This is a genomic window from Sulfophobococcus zilligii (genome assembly GCF_055398255.1).
This window is the reverse complement of record NZ_AP042406.1, coordinates 1026037-1050504: the sequence shown is the minus strand read 5'-3', so window position 1 is coordinate 1050504 and position 24468 is coordinate 1026037. Positions and strand designations below refer to the sequence as shown.

The 24468-nt window shown below is 38.2% G+C and carries 24 protein-coding genes, 3 tRNA genes, 1 pseudogene and 1 CRISPR repeat array; of the genes and pseudogenes, 9 read left to right on the top strand and 19 right to left on the bottom strand.

Annotated elements, in window-relative coordinates:
• The first annotated feature begins 142 nt into the window (after positions 1 to 142).
• Entirely contained in the window at positions 143 to 478 is a 336-nt protein-coding gene (locus ACZ5YP_RS06000) for a hypothetical protein (RefSeq protein WP_464834843.1), read from the top strand.
• Between the two features lie 94 nt (positions 479 to 572).
• Here the strand turns inward: ACZ5YP_RS06000 and ACZ5YP_RS05995 are convergent, their stop codons facing one another.
• Positions 573 to 1265, bottom strand: coding sequence for a DUF973 family protein (locus ACZ5YP_RS05995; RefSeq protein WP_464834842.1), 693 nt, complete (start codon positions 1263 to 1265; stop codon positions 573 to 575).
• Between the two features lie 141 nt (positions 1266 to 1406).
• Positions 1407 to 2708 (bottom strand): type I glutamate--ammonia ligase, encoded by a 1302-nt coding sequence (glnA, locus tag ACZ5YP_RS05990; protein WP_464834841.1) that lies wholly within the window; start codon positions 2706 to 2708, stop codon positions 1407 to 1409.
• Between the two features lie 126 nt (positions 2709 to 2834).
• On the opposite strand from glnA, the gene ACZ5YP_RS05985 reads away from it, so the two are divergent.
• On the top strand, positions 2835 to 3311 hold the full coding sequence (locus ACZ5YP_RS05985; protein WP_464834840.1) for an Lrp/AsnC family transcriptional regulator: 477 nt from the start codon (positions 2835 to 2837) through the stop codon (positions 3309 to 3311).
• Here the strand turns inward: ACZ5YP_RS05985 and ACZ5YP_RS05980 are convergent.
• From ACZ5YP_RS05980 to ACZ5YP_RS05970, 3 genes are all read right to left on the bottom strand, one after another.
• Positions 3312 to 3426 (bottom strand) — tRNA-Ser (locus ACZ5YP_RS05980).
• 282 nt (positions 3427 to 3708) lie between these two features.
• A complete protein-coding gene (alaXM, locus tag ACZ5YP_RS05975) occupies positions 3709 to 4434 on the bottom strand; it encodes an alanyl-tRNA editing protein AlaXM (protein WP_464834839.1) in 726 nt (241 codons plus the stop codon).
• An 80-nt stretch (positions 4435 to 4514) separates the two neighbouring features.
• Positions 4515 to 4601 (bottom strand) — tRNA-Gln (locus tag ACZ5YP_RS05970).
• A gap of 103 nt (positions 4602 to 4704) precedes the next feature.
• Here ACZ5YP_RS05970 and ACZ5YP_RS05965 point away from each other — a divergent pair.
• A tRNA-Lys gene (locus tag ACZ5YP_RS05965) sits at positions 4705 to 4778 on the top strand.
• Positions 4779 to 4935: 157 nt separating this feature from the next.
• Here ACZ5YP_RS05965 and tes read toward each other — a convergent pair.
• A complete protein-coding gene (gene tes, locus ACZ5YP_RS05960; protein ID WP_464834838.1) occupies positions 4936 to 6627 on the bottom strand; it encodes a tetraether lipid synthase Tes in 1692 nt (563 codons plus the stop codon).
• Between the two features lie 88 nt (positions 6628 to 6715).
• Between tes and ACZ5YP_RS05955 the strand changes: the two genes are divergently transcribed.
• From ACZ5YP_RS05955 to ACZ5YP_RS05940, 4 genes are read left to right on the top strand one after another with little or no spacing between them, the layout of a single operon-like run.
• Positions 6716 to 7309: an adenylate kinase family protein gene (locus ACZ5YP_RS05955; RefSeq protein WP_464834837.1), complete on the top strand. Its 594-nt coding sequence runs from the start codon at positions 6716 to 6718 to the stop codon at positions 7307 to 7309.
• Positions 7281 to 8120, top strand: a complete 840-nt coding sequence (locus ACZ5YP_RS05950) for a GTPase (RefSeq protein WP_464834836.1) — start codon at positions 7281 to 7283, stop codon at positions 8118 to 8120. Before ACZ5YP_RS05955 ends, ACZ5YP_RS05950 begins: the two co-directional genes overlap by 29 nt.
• Positions 8113 to 8313 (top strand): MoaD/ThiS family protein, encoded by a 201-nt coding sequence (locus ACZ5YP_RS05945; protein WP_464834835.1) that lies wholly within the window; start codon positions 8113 to 8115, stop codon positions 8311 to 8313. Before ACZ5YP_RS05950 ends, ACZ5YP_RS05945 begins: the two co-directional genes overlap by 8 nt.
• Positions 8310 to 8537, top strand: a complete 228-nt coding sequence (locus ACZ5YP_RS05940; RefSeq protein WP_464834834.1) for a hypothetical protein — start codon at positions 8310 to 8312, stop codon at positions 8535 to 8537. Before ACZ5YP_RS05945 ends, ACZ5YP_RS05940 begins: the two co-directional genes overlap by 4 nt.
• Before the next feature lies 1 nt (position 8538).
• On the opposite strand, the gene ACZ5YP_RS05935 is transcribed toward ACZ5YP_RS05940, so the two are convergent.
• Together ACZ5YP_RS05935 and ACZ5YP_RS05930 are read right to left on the bottom strand one after the other, a co-directional pair.
• The gene (locus tag ACZ5YP_RS05935; RefSeq protein ID WP_464834833.1) at positions 8539 to 9045 is read right to left on the bottom strand and encodes a ferredoxin domain-containing protein; all 507 of its coding nucleotides are present in this window, start codon (positions 9043 to 9045) and stop codon (positions 8539 to 8541) included.
• 10 nt (positions 9046 to 9055) lie between these two features.
• On the bottom strand, positions 9056 to 9730 hold the full coding sequence (locus tag ACZ5YP_RS05930; protein ID WP_464834832.1) for an acetate--CoA ligase family protein: 675 nt from the start codon (positions 9728 to 9730) through the stop codon (positions 9056 to 9058).
• A 3-nt stretch (positions 9731 to 9733) separates the two neighbouring features.
• Between ACZ5YP_RS05930 and ACZ5YP_RS05925 the strand changes: the two genes are divergently transcribed.
• Entirely contained in the window at positions 9734 to 10639 is a 906-nt protein-coding gene (locus tag ACZ5YP_RS05925) for a BtpA/SgcQ family protein (protein WP_464834831.1), read from the top strand.
• Here the strand turns inward: ACZ5YP_RS05925 and ACZ5YP_RS05920 are convergent.
• The 4 genes and pseudogenes from ACZ5YP_RS05920 to ACZ5YP_RS05905 all read right to left on the bottom strand — a co-directional run bounded on the left by ACZ5YP_RS05920 (position 10636) and on the right by ACZ5YP_RS05905 (position 15653).
• Positions 10636 to 11284 (bottom strand): annotated as a pseudogene (locus ACZ5YP_RS05920) (DUF1122 family protein). The gene ACZ5YP_RS05925 and the pseudogene ACZ5YP_RS05920 overlap by 4 nt on opposite strands.
• Before the next feature lie 171 nt (positions 11285 to 11455).
• Positions 11456 to 13837 carry a heavy metal translocating P-type ATPase gene (locus ACZ5YP_RS05915; RefSeq protein ID WP_464834830.1) on the bottom strand — a complete coding sequence of 794 codons (2382 nt, stop codon included), beginning with the start codon at positions 13835 to 13837 and terminating at the stop codon, positions 11456 to 11458.
• Between the two features lie 57 nt (positions 13838 to 13894).
• Positions 13895 to 14047, bottom strand: a complete 153-nt coding sequence (locus tag ACZ5YP_RS05910; protein ID WP_464835968.1) for a YHS domain-containing protein — start codon at positions 14045 to 14047, stop codon at positions 13895 to 13897.
• Between the two features lie 374 nt (positions 14048 to 14421).
• A CRISPR array of direct repeats spans positions 14422 to 15112; the repeat unit is 24 nt; unit sequence GAATACAATAAAAAGAATTGAAAG.
• Positions 15113 to 15308: 196 nt separating this feature from the next.
• Positions 15309 to 15653, bottom strand: coding sequence for a hypothetical protein (locus ACZ5YP_RS05905; protein WP_464834829.1), 345 nt, complete (start codon positions 15651 to 15653; stop codon positions 15309 to 15311).
• A gap of 446 nt (positions 15654 to 16099) precedes the next feature.
• On the opposite strand from ACZ5YP_RS05905, the gene ACZ5YP_RS05900 reads away from it, so the two are divergent.
• Positions 16100 to 18067 carry a protein NO VEIN domain-containing protein gene (locus ACZ5YP_RS05900; RefSeq protein ID WP_464834828.1) on the top strand — a complete coding sequence of 656 codons (1968 nt, stop codon included), beginning with the start codon at positions 16100 to 16102 and terminating at the stop codon, positions 18065 to 18067.
• Positions 18068 to 18572: 505 nt separating this feature from the next.
• Here ACZ5YP_RS05900 and ACZ5YP_RS05895 read toward each other — a convergent pair.
• The 7 genes from ACZ5YP_RS05895 to ACZ5YP_RS05865 form a co-directional block, all read right to left on the bottom strand.
• Complete coding sequence (locus ACZ5YP_RS05895) at positions 18573 to 19295, bottom strand: hypothetical protein (protein WP_464834827.1); 723 nt, start codon at positions 19293 to 19295, stop codon at positions 18573 to 18575.
• Positions 19296 to 19738: 443 nt separating this feature from the next.
• On the bottom strand, positions 19739 to 20110 hold the full coding sequence (locus ACZ5YP_RS05890) for a hypothetical protein (RefSeq protein WP_464834826.1): 372 nt from the start codon (positions 20108 to 20110) through the stop codon (positions 19739 to 19741).
• Between the two features lie 660 nt (positions 20111 to 20770).
• Positions 20771 to 21394: a hypothetical protein gene (locus ACZ5YP_RS05885; RefSeq protein WP_464834825.1), complete on the bottom strand. Its 624-nt coding sequence runs from the start codon at positions 21392 to 21394 to the stop codon at positions 20771 to 20773.
• 120 nt (positions 21395 to 21514) lie between these two features.
• Positions 21515 to 21904, bottom strand: coding sequence for a hypothetical protein (locus ACZ5YP_RS05880; protein ID WP_464834824.1), 390 nt, complete (start codon positions 21902 to 21904; stop codon positions 21515 to 21517).
• A 19-nt stretch (positions 21905 to 21923) separates the two neighbouring features.
• On the bottom strand, positions 21924 to 22175 hold the full coding sequence (locus ACZ5YP_RS05875) for a hypothetical protein (protein WP_464834823.1): 252 nt from the start codon (positions 22173 to 22175) through the stop codon (positions 21924 to 21926).
• Entirely contained in the window at positions 22159 to 22806 is a 648-nt protein-coding gene (locus tag ACZ5YP_RS05870) for a hypothetical protein (protein WP_464834822.1), read from the bottom strand. Before ACZ5YP_RS05870 ends, ACZ5YP_RS05875 begins: the two co-directional genes overlap by 17 nt.
• Before the next feature lie 892 nt (positions 22807 to 23698).
• On the bottom strand, positions 23699 to 24433 hold the full coding sequence (locus ACZ5YP_RS05865; protein ID WP_464834821.1) for a hypothetical protein: 735 nt from the start codon (positions 24431 to 24433) through the stop codon (positions 23699 to 23701).
• Positions 24434 to 24468 lie beyond the last annotated feature (35 nt).

The window sequence follows — 24468 nt, the reverse complement described above, 5'->3', positions numbered from 1 at the left end:
ACTTTTTTGTTCACGAATATATCTATACCACGGAGTAAATGACCAGATCTCTACATTTAAGTGGTCAATAACACACTATCAAGTCTAAACACGTAGTTTCTAAGTATTTACTTTCACTCTGATATATACTAAATGTGGGAGTATGCAACTAGGTACACTGCAATCAATTCCACCAGAAGTAGATACTATTAAAACACTAGTCAAAGTATCTGGCATTCTCGCACTAGTGTTTGGAATAATACTGTTGATTATTGGATTAGCAACATTACTTTTTGGAGTTTTCCTTCTCATACCTGGTATTATAGACATATTGATATACGTAATATACGTAAACTGCAAAGAGATAATTAGACTAGTTGAAATGAGAAATTATCAAAGAGCAAAAGAAAAAACACACGTTTGGATGATAATGGGATTTATTTTTGGAGGCATTGTAATAGGATTATTACTCCTCAGCAGCATACCTCAAATACGATGAAGTATTAAGAAGAATAGAGCCTCGTGAAATTATACCTGCATAGTTGAAAAAAGATTTAAATAAAATTTATCTATAAACTACTACACACTTACTTTTAGAGTTGAATTAAACCAGACTCTATTTTCTTTTCTAGTGTACTAGTCTCGACGTATACGAGGATCCATGCTACTAGTTGTGGAATTACTGCTATAAATAATGCCACTAATATTCCAGCTATTAGAAACAACGAAGAATTAAATACGTCTTTCAAACGGAAGAAGAGTATTATTAGACCTATCCAACCAACGAATAGAAATATTAGCCCACCTACTGTGAAAGCAACACCCATTGTTAAAGCGAGTGATGGTATTCCAGTAAACAACAATACCGCGGCGACTACTATACCGATCAATAATATTATTACGCCGTAGAGATATCCAATTAGTAATTTACGTGGAGTAGAGAAATCAATTGGCTTCCAATCTACAAATTTCTTTACAGAACTTAAGAGGTAGAATACACTAATTATTGATAAAGTTATTCCTATTATAGATAGAATCAATTCCGCAACCACCAATCCCAAGCCAATAAACCCGCCAAATATACCACCTGGGTAAGCACCAAACGTAATAAATGTTTTTATCGACTGTATTATAGCCGTTATCCAGCCCACAACAAACACTACAATAGCAATCAACGATAAAATCCACGCAATTATCTGAAATAGAGAGGCTGATTTAAGGTTTCTAAGTCCTTCAAGGACAAGTGTGTTAGACCGAGATGTTTGCTCTATTGACGTATTCCCCACCGTAAATTATTATTTACTCTAGGATTTTAAAATCAAGATCTTATTAACGCAGTGACCCTCAAGAACCAATAGACTTGACTAATTGCTACATCAACTTGTTTATCTAGAATTATCTTTCTCTTACACGATTTATAGAATTAACTAGCTATACATTAGTATTTCTATTGGTGACGGGTGTTGATTTACCTCTATGTACTCTCTCTTTTTAGCTTCAATGTATTTCTCTATTAACTCCCTTGGAAAAACTGGTTTGAGGAATTCATTATCGTTTTCTAGTTCTTCTAGTGCTTCTAGTAGTGATGCTGGTAGTCTTTTTTCACGTGGGACTTTTCTAAGACTATATATGTTTTCATCTACTGGATCGCCTGGGTCTATCTTCTTTTTTATTCCATCTAGTCCAGCCATAATTACAGCTGAAATTGCAAGGTATGGATTACAGGTTGGATCTGGTGTTCTAAACTCTATTCTTGTACTACTGCCATTATTTACGAGTGGTACACGGATACATGTGCTTCTATTCTTGAAACCCCAGAAAACATATACTGGTGCTTCATAGCCTGGTATTAATCTCTTATAGCTATTAACAGATGGAGCGACTAGTGCTGCAAGCGCTCTAGCGTGTGATATTAATCCACCAATAAAATACCTAGCTGTTTGACTCAATCCATACGTATCATTCGAGTCACTAAATACATTTTCAGTATTTCTCCACAAGCTGATATGTATGTGTTGACCAGAACCGTTCTCGCCGGGTAGCGGCTTCGGTGTAAAGCAGGCATAGTAGCCTCTCCGCTCAGCTACCCTACGAGCAATATATTTTACTGTTTGAACACTATCTCCCGTTTTAACTGGACTATCAGGCGCTAGTGTTATTTCTACCTGGCTTGATGCAACCTCGTGGTGGTGGCATTTTACATCTATATTAAACCATTTAGCTAAGACTTCTACAACCTCGTTTCTATACGAGTCTAGTTCACCATTGAATACGTGGTATCCACTAGATACGCCTTTAATTGATCTATCCAGAGGTTTGACTGTATATAGTGCTGAAAATGGTGGTTTATATTCTACTCTACACTCTTTAAATACAAAGTACTCTAGCTCCACGCCGACAAGGGGGGTTAACCCGTATTCTCTTACTACGTATTCCCCTACATTTTTAGCGATATTTCTCGAATCTAGTGGGTGTATTGTATCACTGTCTCTATATATGTTTCCAATTACTCTTGCAAACCCGTTATTCCAGGGTAGTTTTCTAAGTGTTTCACGGTCTCCTACCACGAAGACATCGCTTTCCTCTATCTCTTCAACTCCAATACTACTTCCATCAACACCAGACATTATTCTACCATCATTGTATTTCACTACAACTACTCTCAATCTACCAAGAAGGTCTGTATAGTGTATTTCAACCCATTTAATATCATCCATTATAACACTCATTCAATCACCGCATTGAGAAATTTGGAGATTTGTTAATGGTGTTTTAATGAAAAATGAACATTTTTTAAATATTGCGATAGGTATATATGTACAATTGTTCAAATCCCACAACTAAGTGTAGAAGAGGTGGTTGAACTGCGTCCACTACAAAGCAGATTAAACCTGGACGACTTAGACCTCGAAATAATTAGAATACTACGTAAAAATTCAAAGATTAGTATTCGAGAAATAGCAAGCCTCCTTAAAAAAGCACCATCACTAATACACTCTAGAATTAAAAAACTAGAGAAAAACAGTGTAATTAAAGAATACACTGTAATAATAGACTACTCTAAACTAGGCTATGACGTCTACGCATTAACACTCCTCCAAGTAGATGGAGCACACATTTTTGAAGTAGAAGAAGCACTAAGTAGAGAACCAAATGTAAAAGCAGTCTACGATATAACTGGAGAATACGATATAGCAGTAATAAGCGTGTTTAAATCCGTCAGTGAACTCGACGCCTTTATAAAGAAAACACTTAGAAATCCATACATAAAGAGATCAGTGACAAGCATAATACTAAGAGTAGTCAAAGACACACCACACATAGAAATATAGCGCCGGGGGCGGGATTCGAACCCGCGCGCCCCGCAAGGGGGCAGTGGGTCTCCCACACCACAACGCTGGAACACGCGCTCGAGCCCACCCCCTTAGGCCGCTCGGGCACCCCGGCACTCATTATACATATGTCTCTGAATCCCTCTTAATAGTTTTACCACTAGTTAAAGCCATATACCCTCTTTATAAGCGTGCAGTATGTAGAATTATTTGAGTGATGAGCTTTCAGCGGTCTGAACAGTGAAGAAAAAGGCCGCGGCTGATTATTCCTCTGTGGCAGTGAATATAAAGGGATTCAATTATTGGATTAACAGGGCCCGATGAAGCTCCGTCGGGAGACTACCCGCGGAGTGGTGAAGAATCCCCTGGCTTCGAGGGTTCCTTCTACAATTTGGTTTCATGGTTTAACAGTAAAGTATAATCTCTTCTTGTTTTTACCCTTGTTTTCAGCTTTCAAGAATACTATCTCGCCAATCTCACTTGTCTTCTTGACGTGGGGACCTCCATCTGCTTGTATATCCACACCCGGTATTTCAACAATTCTTAGCTCTTTTACATCTGGAGGCATTCTCTCAGCTAGTTTAACAACACCCGGTATTTTCAATGCTTCTTCTCTTGGAAGCCAGTATATCTTTACCTCTATATCTCTCTTTACAACCTCGTTTGCTTTTTCTACTACTTTCACGAATAATTCTTTTTCAAATTTCTCAATGGTGTAGTCGTCGTAGGCGTATTCAGGGTTGATGTTTCCACCAGAGACTAGTGCACCATACTCACTATACATTATTGCTGAGAGAATGTGTGCAGCGGTGTGAAGCCTCATTAACCTATACCGTCTCTCCCAGTCTAAAATCATTTTTACTCTACTACCAGGAGCTAGGTCTACTCGTGGAGAAATCCTGTGTGCTACATCTCCAGTCTCCTTGTCTATAAAGACCTCAACGACATCCACTCTATTACCGTCAAAAAACAAGTAGCCTTTATCGTGGTCTACACCACCACTCCTAGGATGGAATATTGTGGAGTCTAGGAAAACCAAGTCGCCTACAACCCGGGTAACTACCGCCTCGTATTCTCTAATATAGGAGTCGTATTGATAAACCAGCTTGGTACTAGAATACATAATTACACCTCTTGAAGCACAATAATCATCTAAACTAATATCTCTTTCAACGAAGAGCCCACACAGGAGAAAGTAGGAAGTAGCCGGGCGGGGATTCGAACCCCGGTCACGGGGGCTCTCCCTTCTCGGCCAGAGCCCCGCATCCTTGGCCGCTAGACGACCCGGCTACTTCTATATAATAGTGATTGTATTAAGAGTTTTTTAAACTTCTCCGTGGGGGTCAATGCAAAATTATTTTTAAACCCTGATACCAATTCTACATTAACCGGAGGGCCCGTAGCTCAGCTTGGTAGAGCGGCGGGCTTTTAACCCGTAGGTCCCGGGTTCAAATCCCGGCGGGCCCGCGGCCTCCTTCTCTTCTACTTAATTCTAGATACACAGATGCCTCCTGGTATCCTCGAGGTTAAAGCATACTTGGAGTTTGTTTATTAGGATAGGAGAAGTAGAAATACAGTGTTGTTTCGTCGTGGTGTATGTTAAACCCGGATTTGTAAAAAGAGTCTAGGTTTTATTCTTGAGGAAGTCTGCATACGTCTTCTTGTATAGTTCGTGGGATTCTAGTTTTCTCACGTCTCTTACGTGTTTTAATGCTACTGTGTTTCCTGGTAGATTGTACTTCTTTGAGTATTCTTCTAGTGGAATACTGTATTCTTTGAGTATTTTGTCTCTGTATACATCGTCGAATATGTTGTATGCACAGAACGGTATTAGTCTTCCATCTGGTGTTGAATAGTGTATATTACACCTCTGCACTCTCTGAATATCGTAGTTGTAGAGGTCCATGAAGTGCATTTGACCGATAAACAAGAGTTTATAGTGTAGTTCTCCTAGTGCCTCGTAGTCTCTTTTTACAATGATATTGACTAGTATTTTGTAGATGTCGAATTCCTTGGGTGCTTTTTCTCTATCTATGAATTTACCAATTGAATACAGTAACTTCATACCAGTTATTATTCTACTTGAGCCGCTGATGAGATCACTCCACTTCTCTCTCAAGTATTCGAGAAGACCCTCTACATCTATAAACCTCGTTATTGGTATTAACTTCAACTCCGAGTTCTTTTTCTCAACATATACATATGTTCCTACTCCACATATTGGATGATTAGACATTTCAAATTTGAATTCTCCACTAAAGCCCTCAATAAACCTCGAGAATACTGCACTAGCGTTAACGGGGAACCAGTCTTCACGTGTTATCTCTCCGTTTGTTTGTTCTTCGATTAACTTGGCTACTTCTGGTATTGTAATCCTGTATTTCTCGCGTTCAAATCTCTTCATAAAACCAGTTAGACTCACTGGTTGGAAGTTTACAGCTCGGACAATATCCATGTTTCTAGCTGCAAATCTAACAATGTCTCCTAGCTCATCTGTATTAACACCCTTTATTACTGTGGGAACTAGAACTACACTTGTCATTCCTGCTTGTCTAAATACCTCGAAGATAAATGGTATCTCCCAGTGGTTCTTCGGGTTTGTTCTCGGGGTTACACCGTCAAAGCTAATGTATATAGTGTTTACTCCCGCCTGTCTTAGAGACCTAGCGTATTCAACTGCTTTAACAGGGTCTTCGAGGTATAGCCTGGCGAATTTTAATCCATTAGTGTTTAACTGTATGTGTCTAACGCCTTCTTCTCTGAGGAGTTTAACTATTTCTACAAGGTCTTCTCTTAGAAGTGGTTCTCCACCAGTAATCTGGATTGCTACTGTTACACCTTGTTTCTTTATATTTCTAACCATTTCTCTTATTTGATCCAGTGTCGGCTCGTAAACATATCCAGCTGCTTCAGAGTAGAAGAAGCAGTACCAGCAACTGAGATCGCATCTATTAGTTGCAACGAGGTTTACTAGTGCAGTGTGTTGTTTATGCATAGCGCAGAGTCCACAGTTAAAGGGGCAAACAGTTTTAACAGGTGTGTAAACATGTCTTGTTCCCCTACCCTCCTCGATGAACTTGGTTACTCTCTTATAGAATGCTGAATCTCCATAGTATAATTCTTCTATCTCGCCGTGTTCGGGGCATACTTTACGAATATATACTTTGCCATCGCGTTCAACAATAACCGAGGGGAGAACTCTATAACAATAAGGACAGACACTAGTAGTCACAGAGAGAACTTCTTCTCCCTGTTTAAGTTTTGGTATTACATAAGCTATTTCTCCAACATGTTTAACACTGTTCTGATTACTCAACTCAATACACCACTATAAATGTGTTATAAATCTAAAAGGGTATTAAAAACCTATAGTGGATTAAAGAGAAGAGGAAAGGCTGGACAAAGTGGGAAAAGCCATAATTATAGCTGGAACACCGGGTACGGGTAAAACAAGTATTACCCGTTTACTCGTAGAAAAATGTGGATTACAATCTGTTAATCTAAGTGATCTAGCCATTGAAAAAGGATTTATTCAATACTATGATGCAGAGAGAAATACCTATGTAATAGACGAGGAGAAACTTATAGACTACCTTGAAAACATGTCAAGAGAGCTTGAGGGACACCTAGTTATTCAAACCCACTATCCAGAAATAATACCAAGCGACTTAGTAGAAGCAGTATTCATACTCAGAACAAACCCTTTAATCCTAGAGAAAAGACTAATGGAGAGAAATTGGAGCAAGAGGAAAATAAATGAAAACGTAATGGCAGAAATACTTGGAGTAGTCGCATATAATGCCGTTGAAGCATTTGGCGCTAGTAAAGTATACGAAATAGATACTTCTAATACAAAACCAGAAGAAGTAGCAAACCTAATATGCTCTGTTATAAGGGGCCATACAATACTAGAACCAGGAGTTAGAATAGACTGGTTGAGTATTCTACCACCAGAAGAGGTGTTTAGATTTGAAAACTACTTGGGGAGCGAGGACTAGCCCTGGAGGAATAATTATTGCTTCATGGGGGCAGATCAATAGTATTGTGTCAAGATCAGACGTTATACTCCACGTATTAGATGCAAGAGACCCCCTCGCTACTTTCAGCAATAGACTTGTACGAATAGTCGAAAAACACGGTAAGAAAATACTCATTGTACTCAACAAGTGTGATTTAATACCTAGAAGTATAGCAGAAGACTGGAAAGAATACTTCGAGTCTAAAATGGGGTTACCAACAGTATACATTGCTGCCGCCCGTAAAATGGGAACTATTAAACTAAGACGAGCTATTAAAAAAATTGCTCCATCACTACCTACAATAGTATCAGTAATCGGGTATCCAAAAGTTGGAAAATCATCTATTATCAATGCATTAAAAGGCAAACACTCTGCAAGTACGAGTCCTTATCCTGGAAGCCCAGGATACACGAGGACATTTCAATTGTATAGAGTAGACCCCAATATCCTAATGATCGATACTCCCGGAATACTACCAGTTGAAGGAGACACCCTCGAGAAAATAATAAGGGGTTACCCACCAGAAAAACTCGAAGACCCCGTGCTCCCAGCCATACAGCTTATTCAAAAAATCCTAGAACACAATCCAAACGCGTTTCTACATGCATACGGTATTGAATCAAAAAACCCGCTAGAAATACTAGAGAATATAGCAGTAGCTAGAGGATGGTTTTACAAGAAGACAAAAGAACCATTAATAGAAGAAGCCGCACGCCATGTTATAAGGGACTTCCACGATGGAAAAATAGTGTACTATGTTAAACCACCAGAGGAGAACCATCATGGTTAGAGTAAAAATACTTGAATCCAATACTGTTATTGAAATCGATGCAGAAGAATTAACTGTTAGAGAACTACTTGAAAAACTCGGTTTATCTATGTCGGAACACCTCGTTCTCAGAGACAACACTGTTCTAACAGAAGAAGATGTATTAAAGAAAAACGATGAAGTAGTAGTATACACTGTTAAATCTGGTGGTTGAAAGGGATTACCGTGGTCTGTGTTAAACTAATACCCCGTGGGATTACAAAGTGTATTGAACACAATGAAGCGAGTATTGAGGAGCTACTATCTCTATTTCAAGACTACTTGGAGAACTCTACTGGAATCATAGTAGTTGTTAATGGAAAACCCGTGGAGAACTATAACTATAGAGTTAGTGAAAAAGACGAGGTTGTAATAGTAGAAGAGTTTATGGGTGGATAGTCTACTTTGGCGGCCAGGTTCTATCAAAATATATGTTTTTAGATCGTGCTGATAATGGTATTCCATATATTATGTCTGCATCGAGTAATCCGAGTTCTTTGGCTGCTACTCCAATTGAGTACATTACACGGTTGTCTACGTTGTGTATAGAAGCTGTTTTTACAGCTGAACCTATAGCTATACCTAGATTCACTATTGAGTTAACGTAGTCTGGGTCTAATTGATTTCCCTCTGGTTTCTTCAATCCAAAACCAACTATTTTACAGCCAATTAATACAACAACATCGCTTTTTCTTACATTGTCTGCATCTCTCCTGAAGAAGTCTCCATGTATTGGTGCTAGCTCCTCCATTTTTCTTGCTAGTTTTTCTAGTTCTTCGGGTTCTAATAGAATAGCTGATACTACATTGTCTACTCCTCGTGCTTTAGGTGCTGTTTTAGCTGATAAAACCATTAATTCTGCTACTTGTAAAACAGTGTTTTTTAATATCTCGCTGTCTCTCTTCAACTCTCACACCCTATATTTTTAATTCCTCACCCCTAAGTATAAATCTTGCGTCTACTACTAGTACGCCGTTAGAATAGGCGAAAACAGGATTTAAATCAGCTGACTCTATCTCCGGGTTTTCTTCTAGTAGTTTTGAAAACTTTAATACTACGTCTACTAGTGCTTCAATATCTACTGGTGGCAGTCCTCTATAACCACGGAGCAATGGAGCACTCTTCAACTCGTTTAGCATTTCATAGACGTCTTCACGTGTGAGAGGAGCTATTCTAAAAGTCACGTCTTTAAATACCTCTGTAAATACTCCTCCAAGACCCAGCATTACTATTACTCCAAATGTCAAGTCTCGTTTTCCACCAATTATTACTTCTACTCCGGGTTTCACCATTTTCTGTACTAGTATTCCTGTTACTCTTGCTCCAGGTACTTTTCTCTCAATGTTTTTAATTATTGTTTTAAATCCCTCGACTGCTTCTTCTCTTGATTTTACTCCTAGAATTACTCCTCCCACGTCTGTCTTGTGGCTTATATCAGGTGACACTATTTTGAGTACTACTGGGAAACCTATTTTCTCAGCTATTTCTCCTGCTTCTTCTGGTGTTTTTGCCAGTCCGTATGGCGGGTATGGTATTGAGTATTTAGATAAGAGTTCAAATGCCTCGTTTTCTAACAGCTTGGCTTTGAACATTAATTGCCCTTGATTAATTATATCAACTCCAAGTTTATAAATACATCTTGGTTTAAAGGGTGGTTTCTACTGGCTGGGAGTATAGAGGTTATTGGTGTAATCCACCTTCCCAGGCTGCCTAGAACTACTACTCCAAGCACAATAGACCCTGGAGAAATCATTGAAAACGCTGTTAGAGAGGCCTCTATACTCTGTAGTCTAGGCTATGATGGTGTTATAGTGGAAAACTATGGAGACGCACCATTCGAGAAACGGGTATCAGACCCCCTTACACTATCATTTATGAGTGTTGTTGTTAGAGAAGTAGTTAAATCAGTGAATTGCAGAGTAGGAGTAAACCTACTAAGGAATTCCGGGCTGGAAGCATACTCTATAGCTGTTGCTACGGGTGCACATTTTATAAGAGTAAACGCCCTGGTTGAAACAATTATCTCAGACTCCGGGTTAATAGAGCCAGAAGCACCCAGACTGAGAGATATTAGATTAAACCACCCCGGAGTCAAAGTATACGCTGATATACTTGTAAAACACGCTACTAGCCTCCGCACAGTACTCGGATTCATAGAGTCCACGCTACCAGGCGCGTCAAAGGGGAGTATAGAAGACTATCTACGAGACTTAATCGAGGAATACGTGTATAGAGGGGGAGCAGACGCCCTTATAACAACAGGGTTGAAAACAGGCGAACCACCACCAATAGAACTCGTAAAGCTGGTTAAAAAACACTCTCCAATACCAGTACTAGTGGGTAGCGGGGTAACACTGGAAAACATAGACCAAGTAGTAAAACACGCTGATGGAGTCATAGTAGGCTCTACTATAAAAAAGAATGGAAGAGCAGGAAATCCATTAGATGTTGAAAGAGCTAGAGTATTAATAGAGAGAATTAGAGAAAAAACTCGTATTTAATAATTGCTAGGTTTTTTACATAGAGATCTATATATGTATTCAGCTCTTTGAATAGCTCTATCTATGATTTCACGATATAGAGAATCACCATGCTTCCTAGTTTTTTCTACAAACTCAATTGTCTCACGACACAATTCTTCTAAGTGCTTTGATTTAGTGTCTTCACTAATGGGTTTTTCAACTTGGAGTTTGGGATTACCCTCCATAAATCCCTCTGCATAATACCAGTCTTTAAACCAGGTAAACCCGTTTTCGAGGAACATAAATCCAAGTCTAGTTAGATGAGGCGGTACACCTAGTTCTAGTGCTTTCCAAGTTTCAAAATCATATGTGTATTCAAAAAAATGTAGACCCAGGAAATATATGCTTTGATAAACAATTCACCAGCTCCTTCTCCAGTATTGAACCAGTAAATGCAAATTCCCTACCCCCAAGATTCAGCTTAGACACAACCGAGTATACCTCAATCCATTTTCTATAATATGGAGGTCTACCTTCAAACACTTTAATAGCAAGTAGTCTCGAAGAGAAACCATTGTATTTAACATAGTATTCAATCGTGTGTTCTTCTCGAATTCTCCCCTTTTTCTCTAAAACCTCAGTTATAAATCCATTAAAGGATCTGAGTATTTCAGTGCAAATCATTACTTCAAAACCCTGTAATTGCTATTCTCAGAGGTAGTTATATTATCTCCAATATGCTTTGGGGTCTACTCTAGTCGCTATGTGTTTGCTCTGGTCATACTCAGCAATTAATAAGCCCGTGTTTGAACATTGATTGGTTTTTCAATTCCATACTAGTTCACACTGTGTGATTTACCTGCATTCTCTACTTACTAATATACGTGTTGAATTCAATACAACTGATATATCGCTTAGTATCATTGCTAGTGCTGCTAGTTCTGGTCCAAGTATCAAGCCCGTATATGGGTAGAGTATTCCAGCCGCTACTGGTATCAGTGTTGCATTGTATATAAATGCCCAGAACAAGTTTATTTTAGCTGTTTTCACGACTCTCCTACTTAGACAATACAGGTTTTTAAGTGACTCGAGATTGTTGTTTAGTAGTACTGCGTCTCCTGCTTCCCTGGAGATATCTGGTGCTCTACCCATGGCTATACCGATGAAGGCAGTGTTTATAGCAATTGCATCGTTTACACCGTCTCCTACATAGATTGGTAATAAACCCTTTGACTGGAGTTCTCTAATAATCCTTGCTTTATCCACGGGTTTTAATGATGCATAGGCGAAGTCAAGGTTGAGCGATTTCTTTACGTATTCAACACTTGCCTCTATATCTCCACTTAAAACCCCAGTGCGTAGATTGTTTTGCCTGAAGTATTCTATTACACTGAGCGCCTCTCCACGTAGTTTATCTCTTATTTCAAAGACGCCTACTACTTCTCCATTAACACCTACTAATACAGGTGTTCCACCGTGCTCACCAATCTTTCTCACTACATCGACTACTTCAACTGGTATTTTGAACTCCATGTTTTCAAATAGGTTTAAACTTCCAATTACTACTTCAAACCCGTTTACTCTACCAATAACTCCTAGTCCAGGGATGTGTTCATAATACTCGGGGTCTTCTACTACAATATTGTTTTCTCTGCAATACTCTTCGATTGCTCTTGCAAGTGGGTGTTCACTACGAGATTCCACACTACAAGTTAACTCTAGTACACGGCTACGAGTATTATTTCCATAGACCACAAAGTCAGATACTACTGGTTTACCCAGTGTTAAAGTACCTGTTTTATCGAGTATCAACGCGTTTGCTTTCATCATCCTCTCGAATAAATCACCTCTTCTGATTAAAACCTGGTTTTTCGATGCTTTTATTACTCCTATAGAAACTGCTAGTGGTATTGCTATTCCAAGTGGACATGGACACGTAATTGCCAGTACTGAAGCCATTATTGTAATTGATAATACAAGGTCTCTTGTAACTAGATACCAAGCTGTAAAAGTCATTATTGCTATTGCTACTACAATCCACGTGAGGAAACCTATCACGCGGTCTGCCACTCTCTGAAACCCGGGTTTGTAGAAAACAGCTGTTCTAGCTGATTCAAGTATATTTGAGAGAACTGTTTCATCTCTAACTCTCGTAGCCCTAATCCTCAAGTATCCCGAGACCAGTATGGAACCAGCTAGGACGAAGTCTCTGTTCTCAGCTGTTTTAAACACTGGTTCTGGCTCACCAGTAAACATTGATTCGTCAACGTATCCCCAACCCTCAATTACAACTCCATCTACGAGTATTTTATCTCCAGCTTTTACTTCAACGATGTCTCCAATAGATGCCTCTTCAACACCTATTTCAACAACCTCATTGTTTCTAATGACTCGTATCTTACCATGTAGTGCCTTTTCTAAGTCACTTAGATGTGAGAGTGCCCTGTATCTCAACCTCTCTTCGAGGAATAAACCAAGACTGACAAAACCCAGTACTCCAGCTGACGCTTCAAATAGAGATCCGGTATTGTGCTCATGGTGTCCAATTACAAATAGAATTAATCCAATAGTAAACGTAGATATAGATGACAGTGTTATCAGTGATTCCATTGTAGGTCTAAGATACAGGAGTGATTTAAACCCTCTTACCAGTATATCATGAGACAAGATTATTACTAGTAATGCGAGGACTAGTAGTGTATAACCCAGTGTTACATTGAATAGCATACTACTCATACCGAGTACTAGGGCTACGATACCAATGGTGAAAGACGCTATTCTCCTATAGAATACTCCCATTTCTCTCTTTTTGTGCACTAACTCTCCGGCTTCACTGTATTTTACACCTAGATTACTAAGTTCTCTTAAAACAGTGTTACTTGTAGTTACACGTGGATTATATGTAATCTTGGCTACATGGTTTACTGGATTATATCCAAAATCAAGTACTCCGTTTGTTCTTAGTATTCTATTTTCTAGTAGAGGATATTCTTCTGGCTCAATGTATAAATAGATATTTACTGTCTTCTTTTCAACATCGTATCCAGCGTCTCTTATAGCCAGGTATATGTCTCTCAATGTAGTCTTTGAATCATCATATTCGACAATTGCTTCGCCAGTAGAGGCATCTAAGTCAAACCCCACTACTCCACCAAGCTTCAATACATTCCTCTTTATTACGTATACACAGGTTGGACAGTCTACGCCGATAACTCTTAGTTTCTCTTGTTTAATCAATAGAAAAATACCTCTGGATATTTATTAATAAATATGTTATTTACAACTTATAAACCACTACATACTATGAGAAGGCATACCTCTCGGGCCGCTTTGAAGGTAGTATTCGGGATTCTTCTCGAACTCTTCGAGACACCACTTACTACAGAAGTAGTATATTCTACCCTTATACACAGTCTTATACTTAGCTCTCTCTGTATCAACACTCATTCCACAAACCGGATCAATCGCTTTCACACCAAACACCCTAGTCAACAACAATCCCAAAACCAACTAATACAATACACACAATAAAAACAAAAAACATTCCCTAATCCCCAGGGAAAACCGTTTCCACAGTGTAGACGCACTGGAATTATGAACGGTTCAGATCCCTTAACAGTGTATTATTCCATATGCAAGTGTATTGATCAAAAACTCAAAATTCCCTACTTCCCAGGGAACCACCATGATCACTAGTCATGAACAGTTTTGATCAACCCCTCATGATCACCATGAAGAAAAACATATAAACCCAACCCCACAATATAATAAAACAGACCACGAATACAACATTAAAAAACCCAAATCAAAGATCACAAATAGAATACAATAAAAAGAATTGAAAGAGTGGGTTAAAGAAAGCTTTGAAGAGGTAATACTAGAATTATTGGAATACAATAAAAAGAATTGAAAGTTTCACATTAGTATTACTTGGGTAAGACCCATGGAAAATAATCAAGAATACAATAAAAAGAATTGAAAGACTCCACGGCATTATACCACCAGAGCTCGAAGCAAATAAACGAATACAATAAAAAGAATTGAAAGATACGCTGTGAATACCAGGGCTGCACCAGCCATAGCTAGGAGGAATACAATAAAAAGAATTGAAAGCAACTATAGCTCCAAGCTTCTCAGAGTCAACCATTCTACTCCACCGAATACAATAAAAAGAATTGAAAGTGGGCGGAAGCTCAAACACCCAGTCATCAACACCGAGCTGTCTTGAATACAATAAAAAGAATTGAAAGTCTTAGCAATCCATCCTTCAAGCCATAGCACCTAGTATAGGGAATACAATAAAAAGAATTGAAAGAAGAGGAGAGAAGAAGGCAGGAAGAGGAGCTCAGGAGGAAGCGCGGAATACAATAAAAAGAATTGAAAGGTATTCGTGAGGAAGCTGAGGTAGTCGTGTCATATACAGAATACAATAAAAAGAATTGAAAGGTATTTGAACAACCACTACTACCAGTCAAAGAAATAATAGTAGAATACAATAAAAAGAATTGAAAGCACTACAAGCCGCAGGAGCTGCACTACAAGCTATACATGCAGAGCAATCCACTATTACCTTATACCTAGCCACATATACCACCATGTAAAAATACACATTTGAGATTTACAAGCCTTATTTAAAAATATTAAAACACAATTCTTGAGTTAGAAAACTAAACCAATAAAAACCAAGATATACCCTCTTGAAAACAGACTATTCCCGCCCTCTTAGTTTTTGGAGTATTTTTACTGTGCACCATGTGTAGAAGAGTAGTATTGTGAGGAGGATTGAGCCAGCAATTATAAACTTAGACAGTAAAAACCAGAAGACTCTCCTAGCTAGCTCAATGCTTACCTCGTGTTTGACAAATAACTCCAATAGAGGTAGGTATATCTGGAAAAACACGATAGCGAGAACCATGAATACTATTGCAAGAGTTATCCCTGGAATTACTACTGGGATTAGTTTAACCACTATTTTTGCAAGCCATGGATGTTTCTCAGCGAGTTTTCGAAACTCTCTAACCAATACCTCTACTTCCTCTACAGACAAATGCATAATACCACATCTCACATGATTAAAGATTATTATCCACAATACTGAAAGGCCTGTTTTTAAGTGTCATCCTGGGAGAAACCTCTAGGTATAGATGTATTGATGTGAGAGACTGAATTGTATTTGTTAAATCAAAGTATTAAGAGTACCCGATATGTGGTGTGACATAAGTCTTTTCACTCTAAGTTTATTGATTAAAAAATAATTAGGTGTAGGGTGTTTACTATGTTTTCTCTAGTTTTAGCTATGTATTAGAATGGTAGTTTGTATTTTTTAACTATGTGGTCTATTCCTAGTTTTTCTAGTATTCGGGAGTTTTCACTGGGTTATATTCATTCCTGCCTGTACCAGAGGAGACTACGGAGTTCAACTTCCTTATACAAGCAGATCTTATAACCCAACCCGGTCGAGAAGCCATAGACTATGAAGCAAGGTGGAACAAGTGGATCATGGAGTGCGTAGCAGAACTACTTGAGAAAGCGATAGACTACTTCATTAAACACAGTTATGGAGACCACTACCTAGGACTATTCTCAGAAAGCGATTTACGTAAAATAGAAGAGAGGTATGATGGTCTACACGAAAAGTTGATAAAGCCGATAATAATACCACGTCTGCGTACTAAATTAAAAGATCCTCTTATACCAAGTCTACTGGGTGAATTAATACCCTTATCAAGAGCCGTGAAACCCGTCCATGAGACATATAAGTTCTACCAAGAGGGCCTTGTAGACGAATCAGACTTAGAATTATTATTTAAAGAGAAAGGTCTTAGATTTATAGCTCCAGATATAAAGCTTGGAGAAAGAAGTGTAAGAGAGTTAACTTTGGAGAAATTGAATAATATAGAGTTAATTAGAAAGAAAATCAAAGAAGGTAAAGTCGTAGACTTCCTAGCTAAACTATATACGTCCATAGTCGAATTGTATAGTTCTATGCAACGACCACTACCTACAATATATACAATTGATGAAAACTATAATATCGTTCTAGCACACGAGACATACTTTAAGACACTACCACGAGATGTTATCGAATTGACATCCAAATACCCCGAGGCTGGAAGACTACTAAGAAGCATGTATAGATTTATTCATCCAGAACTCGAAGAGAAGGTAGGTAGAGATGTTTTAAGGCTCTTTGGTGTTAAAGAAACCAATTTCGATAGATTCTACAAAGACGTGGTATCACCAAAACTAACAGATCAACAACCCCCTTCTAGAGAGGAAGCATTGTATTTAACAGCATTACTGAGGAAACGTGAGGAATTATGTAATAAACGCGATAATAATATTTGGGTTTTAACTAAGAATGGGTTTTTAGAACGATCTCACAAAGTATGGCTACCAGTAGAGGATATACTACTAGAAAAACTTGGGCTCCCCGTGTTAGACCTTGATAGCTACGTAAGTATTGATGGAGATAGAGAGAGGTGGCTGAGATGGTTTGAAAGTTGTGTAGATATAGTAAAACTATACTCTCCTGATGTAAAGTTCGCGCATATAGCTGTTGATCTAATAGGCAGCATATTGCGTAGATTGAAAGAGTCGAATGAGGAAGAAATACGCGAGGTTATACCATTACTCAAACATGTAATTAACACATTAAAAACTAAAGGGGAAATAATTAAAAACTCGTATCTTATTCTATTTCCATACGGCCTTGGAATAGAGTTGTCGAAACTCATTGACGAGGAAGTAAACGCCAAAAAATTATATCTATATACTCTTATACTGAGGTATGCGTGGGAGGCTGATAAACAAGCCTTTAACGAGCAACTATGTGTAAAAAGTGATCGACGCTATAGAGGTTTAAAGGTCTTGACTACTAGCGGTATAATGTACTCTACCAACATATTCTTCCCCCAAGAATATAAACCGTCGGTAAACTGGTCTGAATGGAAGGGAAAACTAAAAGACGAAGGCTTTGAAATCGGTCCCTTCCTATCTAATGCGTACTTAGAATTAGACCCCGAAGTAGACAAGTGGAGAGAATTTTTTAAGTGTTTTGGAGTTATTGACGATGATCTTTCAGTTATAGAGGAAAGTATAAGAAACGAATTCGTCAAGAATTTTGCAATAGCCTATGTTAAAAGAGTATTGAAGAAAAATGGATTCCAAGTATACGATATTCCCAGAGAGGGCTGCGACTTGAGAGTAGTGAAAGATAAGGAATACTGCGTTGAAGTTAAAGGTAGAAGCATTCTTAGCGACGTAGAATTGACTGAGACAGAGACTGCTAAGGCTTTAGACGAAGGTGACCAATACATACTTGCCGTGGTAGCAAATATTCCAATCAACCCAGTAATATATATCCTAAGGAACCCAGTAGTAACAACTTTAAAAGCTCATAGAGGTACTTTCAAAATACCAAGAGATGTGATCGCATCCAAAGGCGAGAAATTATATGAAGGGTAAAAAAGTTGCTTAATCCATAATCTCAACTTCATCATTATTCAATTTACGCATTCTTTTACTCCTTGGCCTAGAGGTCCTAATTTTTATGATTCTATAATCGTGTATAAAATTACAACTATAGCCGGTTTAATCAAGTAGTAAACATATTCCTCTCACATTTCTCTCAATGTTTTTGCATAGTTTGATATATGAACAAGTTTCTACCCTCAATAACATAGAAGTGACGGTGATAACTATAGTGAAATCTTTCAACTAAACGAAACACTTATGCCACCATTGGTTTTTCTCCCATATCTCTTTAAAATTTCTTATTAAAGATCCTCAGTGAAACTCCAATAGGACACAGCATTACTTATCAATGAAATATCACTGTATGATTCTACTATTATATATTCACGCCTTTTCACCACAAAGAGGAGTAGTGGAAAAATAAGAAGATATTTTAGCCTTGATCGGCGAACACGTGGTTTATACACTCGTGTTGTAATTGAGGTTAGTTGCTCTGCTAATGTGGTTTCGTGGTCTCTGGATTTATTTCTACCTGATTTCTATTTTGTCCTACTTGTCCTCCTTCATTTTGGTGAACAGCCCCCATCTCCACGCACTTTGCTAGATATGCCAATATCTGGAGTACTAGGTTAAAGACTAGTTCGGTGGTTACTCGTGGTGTTGGACCAGGATGCGGGCCACCATAGTGTAGAAAGCTTTTGATATCGCTAATTAACTTCTCCATTTTATCCTGGAAGTCCTTGGTTTCCTCTAGTTTCTCGACATCTATTCTATATTTATTCAAGAAGTTCTCTAGCACTTCGAGAGTTTTTCGTGTCGCCGTTCTAGCACCCTCAACGTCGTTTTCCTCTAGTCTAAACCATGCATCCCATAAATAGCTTAGTGCTTTGTTGAGCGCTGATTGCTCCAGGATTAGAGATAGTTTCACGCCGGCTTTCTCCAAGTGCTCAAGAATCCCAGGTAACTTGTAGTATACTGCTCTAACACTGGAGGGTATGAGGGGTGTTTCATCGTATTTAGTGATAATTAATACCAGTTTGTATCCCTCTTCTAAATTTAATCTTGAAGCCTTTTCTGCATCTAGCTTTAGACAGAGTATCAGTCGAGTACGATACCGGCGATATCTTGTTTCCAATTGGAGTTTTTCAAATGGCTTGAATCTCTTAACCAGCCTGTTCTGCTCGTCTCTAACCTCGACTAAATAGACTTCTACACTCATATCTTCAGCTATATGGGACTCGATCTCTCTCAATTTGTCTATATTTATATAAAATTTGTTTCTATAGGAATGTGCTTTAGAAGATATTATCGCCGGCATGCAAATTCGCACCCACTTCATTCCGCCTAAAATTCCCATAGTTTTCTAAAAACCCTCTTGTTTATATATCTTCTTAAACCTATCTACTAACCAATCTTTCCCCCAAATTGATTCCACCTAACATCACATTTCACTTTCCTAAGTATCTATTATATGGGGGTGTAATCAAGGCACATATATATGGTATAGCGAGTTGGAGAGTAGCAGACTCACGTCTCTTACTTTAATCTTTGAGGCTAGTCTTACCAGCCGTGAGTAAACTCCACAGAAAAACTACTTCTATTAGGTAATCCAGCAGCTCGGTATTAGACCATTTCTCTTTACCACTTTGTTCACGTGAATTTCTAGCTCTCTTGGGGTTTTGCTCTTAATAATCGGGGTGCAACTATAAATCGTAGATAGTAATAGAAAATTCCTCCAAAGAAGACATACCACGAAAGTATAAACCAGAACATGATACCAAAGACTTCCAAGGCTTGTTTACATGTGATCTGGTATTTAACAAATAACTCCAATAGAGACATGTACACCTGGATAAACAATAGAGCAAAAATTAATGGAACAAAAACAACTATCAATAAGGGGATACCATACAATGCAAGTTTAGCTATTATTGGATGTTTCTCAATGAATTCAACCAGTTTTCTTTTATCATCTTGGGATATACCACCAATTAACCCACCAATAAATTCAATAATTGACTCAATAAACTCCATACTACTTACCTTTTGGAGTCAATAACAATATATTACATCTTTAACTTCCATAAATTTTAATAAACAACCATGTTACAATTTTTGCAATATTTACCAGTTGAAAAATCAATAGCTTAGTAGAGAAATCTATTGGGCTTCCATGAAACTCTACAGGATTTACTTAATTAGACTATGGAAAATTATAATGCTTTATTAGAGCGAACAATTAGTTTTCTGCATTGTCGTTACAATATAATACAAAGCCCAAGGCATTGAAAAATCAACAGCGTTATTGTAATACTCGATTCGACCCCACTTTGATCACACAAACTCCTCTCTCACTTATTATAGATTGAGGTGGGAAAATGCGAAGATCGTGTTTCCTCACCTTGTAGTTGGTATTACTAACTGTGTTGTAGAACGGTCCAGGAAAAAAGTAGTTCTGTTGCTCTATTAGATGGTGCACGTTTTTAACCTACTTAAAGCATTTTTCTTTCTCTCATCTCTTTTCCTCTATTTATTCATTCTATGTTCTTTTTTATCGTGATTTCTACATTATTTTCTCAATTTTTAGGTGTAATATTAAATACTAATGAGGGTATAGTAGGGAAAATATCATACTATGCTAATGATTTAAAATAGAATACCATGAAAAGAATTGAAAATACATGGTTATGTGTTTTATCTATATATTTCTGTTTTAGTGTTTATTAGTGTTGCTAGTTGTTCTAGTTCTTCCAAGTAGTCGCCAATTGCTAGTACTATATGTGCACCCATAGGGTCTTCTAGTATTCTCCTGGTGTATTCTCGTGGTACTTCTATTGTTGCCTGTCTTCTACACCTGTATGAGTGTACTGGTTTTCCTGTTTTCACGATGCCACGTGTTGTTCTTAGTAGGTTTTTCTTTGGATCGTATTTTGCGAGTGTTACTTCTACTCCCTCTTCTAGTACCCCTGCTATACCTGTTGGCTTCTCGCTCTCAAAGTGTGTTGTTAGTGTATAGCTGGTTGTTGGTGTAGTGGCTATTGTACAGTGTGCTATTTCAACTTGGTTTTCACCCACGTTGACTATGTTTGCCATCCATGTTGGTTTCCCGCTTAGCTCGCTTAGTATTAGCATTGTAATCGTTGCTGGTATGTCTCTCTCGCAACCGGCTACTATGCCACTATCTAGTAGCCTGGATACACCAAGGCAACCAGTTACATCCTGGTCCTTGATTAAATCAAAACACCTAATAGTTAAACCCCTAGCGCCTTCTCGCTCTACGAGTCTCTTTAATCCAATAGTTGTCCTCGTGGATTCCACGAGGCCATTGTTATCGACTTGTATACTAGTAGCCTCGAAGAGGTTTCAAAGACCTCTTTTTCAATCAATGGGTCTCCACGACTCGGTAGTTCACTGTAGAGTGATTTGGGGTCTACGTGTTTAAATATTGCTCCAGACTTCTCTCACGACGTCTTCTACTCCAGGGGGGTATACAAGCCATGGTAGTGGAGAACCGAGAACGAGGATTATGTTACCCCTTATTCTATTGAGAGCACTATATGCTTTCATCAATGCACTCACTCTGCCTCCAGCCTGGCCAAGCATGACAACTACAACACTAACACTAAGTATCGACTTTAGGACGGGTTTATCCCCCGGTGTAGCTGGGAGTGAGTTGTCTGATTCATGGTGTACTAGTAAGACGTATCTAAGACTACTACTGGTTCTAATAGTATCAATTGCTGTGTGCTCTGTTCCACCAGTAGCAACCAGTATTATTAAAACCCCGCATTCAACCCCTACGGGCTCAGTGTATACATCGAGAGACATTATCACTCTAGGTTTTTACTCATTGTGTGGGGAGTGTAATTTCTAGTTGGACTCTATGTGTTTTACAGGATCCAGTGGTGTCGACTATGAAGTTTAATGGTATTGTTTTTCCTCTAAAGGATTCTTTGTAGTCGTCTAGGATTTGTATTTGGCCTATTATACTCTTTGATTCCCCGGGCATTACAACAATGTCTGATGGTGTTAAAACCCATCCTATTATGTTTCCTGTTCCAGGGAGTTCTATTCCAATATCACTACCTCTTAGTATCAAGGGCAGGTCTCCCGTGTTGACAATAGTGATTGCTAGGTTTTTCACTCCAAGAAGACCATGTTGTCGGAGTTATAGAAGTATTAAATAACATTTTGAATTCAAAGGTTTTATTGAAGAGTATTGTTTTATTATCGTATGGCCCCTGTAGCCAAATTCCAACTCTATATTCTCCCTCCAAACACGGTTCTTCAAACCACTCAGTGGGTATATAGGCATCACGTATTGTCGAGCCCGAGATGTATCTAAAAGTCTCTGCAATAGTGGAGTAGTCGGGTGGCTCGAAAATACTTGTAGATTCTCCACTTGGAAGTACTTCATCACTACGGCCAACCCACCAATCATAAACCCCACTAATATTAACACGCTCTCTCACATCGACTTCACCATAAATCCTAATCCTCCAATACAACTCTCCATCCAAGAATACAAATCCTTCTGAAACAACACCGGTTATTACCGGCTGAAATAGAGTACTCGTAGTAAGAGGAGTAGAAACAAGCATAGTTGTAGTCTGGGTTGTATGTAGAGTTGTAGTAGTTGATGGTGTAGGGCCTCCTTGATAGAAATAGAGAACAACAGAGAGGGTAATCAATAATTCAAGGACTACGAGAATTAACAACGAAGACTTCAAATTTACACCTCGCAATACCCTTCTACTACACAACTTGATATATCTATCGCTTCTAAGTGTTAAATCCCTGTACAAAACGATTTTCCCTATACATAATGTAAAAACCGAAATCAATATGGAAACAATAATTAATTATGGATAATAAACAATAACAATAAACAGTAATACATGTTAATGTCACATAGCTTCCAATAACAAAAACATTCCATTAAAACCAATAAAGAAAACCAGTCAATTTCACTGCATCAAACCAATTTTTATAATCGACTTTAGTCTAATTATATAGTAAATAACACAGTAATAATACATATAAGAATAAATCAATCCCATAACGGTAATACCATTAATCACCGATCATGGAGCCCAGGCTTCAATATACCTATGTATAATAAGCCCCGGGCCCGGGGCCACTCCACTACAGGTGTTACACATAATGGATCGTATTATTAATTAATAATATTTAATACTGTCTTGTGTATTTATACATTGTTATTGTTGATTATTGGTATTACTAGTTGGGGTTGATCTTGGTGGGTTTTTTGTTTTTTATCTATGTATTGTCTTTGTATGCATGATTTGGGTTTTAATGGTGGGTGTTACGTTTTATTGATTGCTTATTTGTTTCTTGGTTTGTATTTGTGTATTGTTTTATATTTATTGTTGTATTTGTATAATGGTGTTTTGGTTCCGCGCCCCACTCGTTGATGTTTCCACGGGGCTTTATTAGATCGGGGCTTCACAGTGGGGTTCCTGGTTAACTCTACTCTGTCTTAGTTAATTCGCGATTAACTCAACCAATTGATCATGTTTAAAGTAAACCAGGATCGGTATTAATAATATAACTTATTAACAAATCCATGATTTATTAAAGTGTTGGAATCCAGGATCACTACTACCCTCGTGTAAAACACTCTAGTTTACCACCATAATACGGGTCGGCCCCGACTTCCCCCATTGTTTCTACTACTGCACTACACACGTCTATGTTCTCATAGAGTAGTTTTCTTAGAAATAGCAGAATTGCTGTATCACTATGCTCTATGGTTACAGGGCCGTTCCAAGCAATATACGCCAACACCCCTTTCTCCACGAGTTTATCGATGAATACACTATCTCTACTTCCATCACAACCCATTAATACAATAATAGAGTTAGCCAGTCTATCACCAATTCTATCAACCCAGAAACGAGCACTCAATGCAAAAAACTTCTTACCCTCCTCACGGAGATCACCAATACCAACCACTCCTAAAACACGCAAACCCAGATAATCAAATTCGTTATACAATTCCCCAGTAAACAAAAAGAGCTCTCCATCAATAGAAATCGACGAGTGAAGCCTCAATACTATAATATCGTAGCGGCCAATACCAAGCAAGTAGTTAACACTAACGTTTTCTCCACGTACAACATCAACAGAATACCCAGCCTTTAAAAACAATTCCCTCGTATTCTCCACGAAGAAATCACTTGGCTCAATAACACTCAAACCATCAATTACCAGTACACTACGCGTAGTATTACTCTGAGACTGAGATACATTACTATGATCTATAACACCCATAAATACAAATACAACCAGCAATACAGCAACCACTATGAGACCAGTGAGTAAAGCCCTCTTCACTTTAATTTCAAACACCAGAAGACTTAATAACTCAA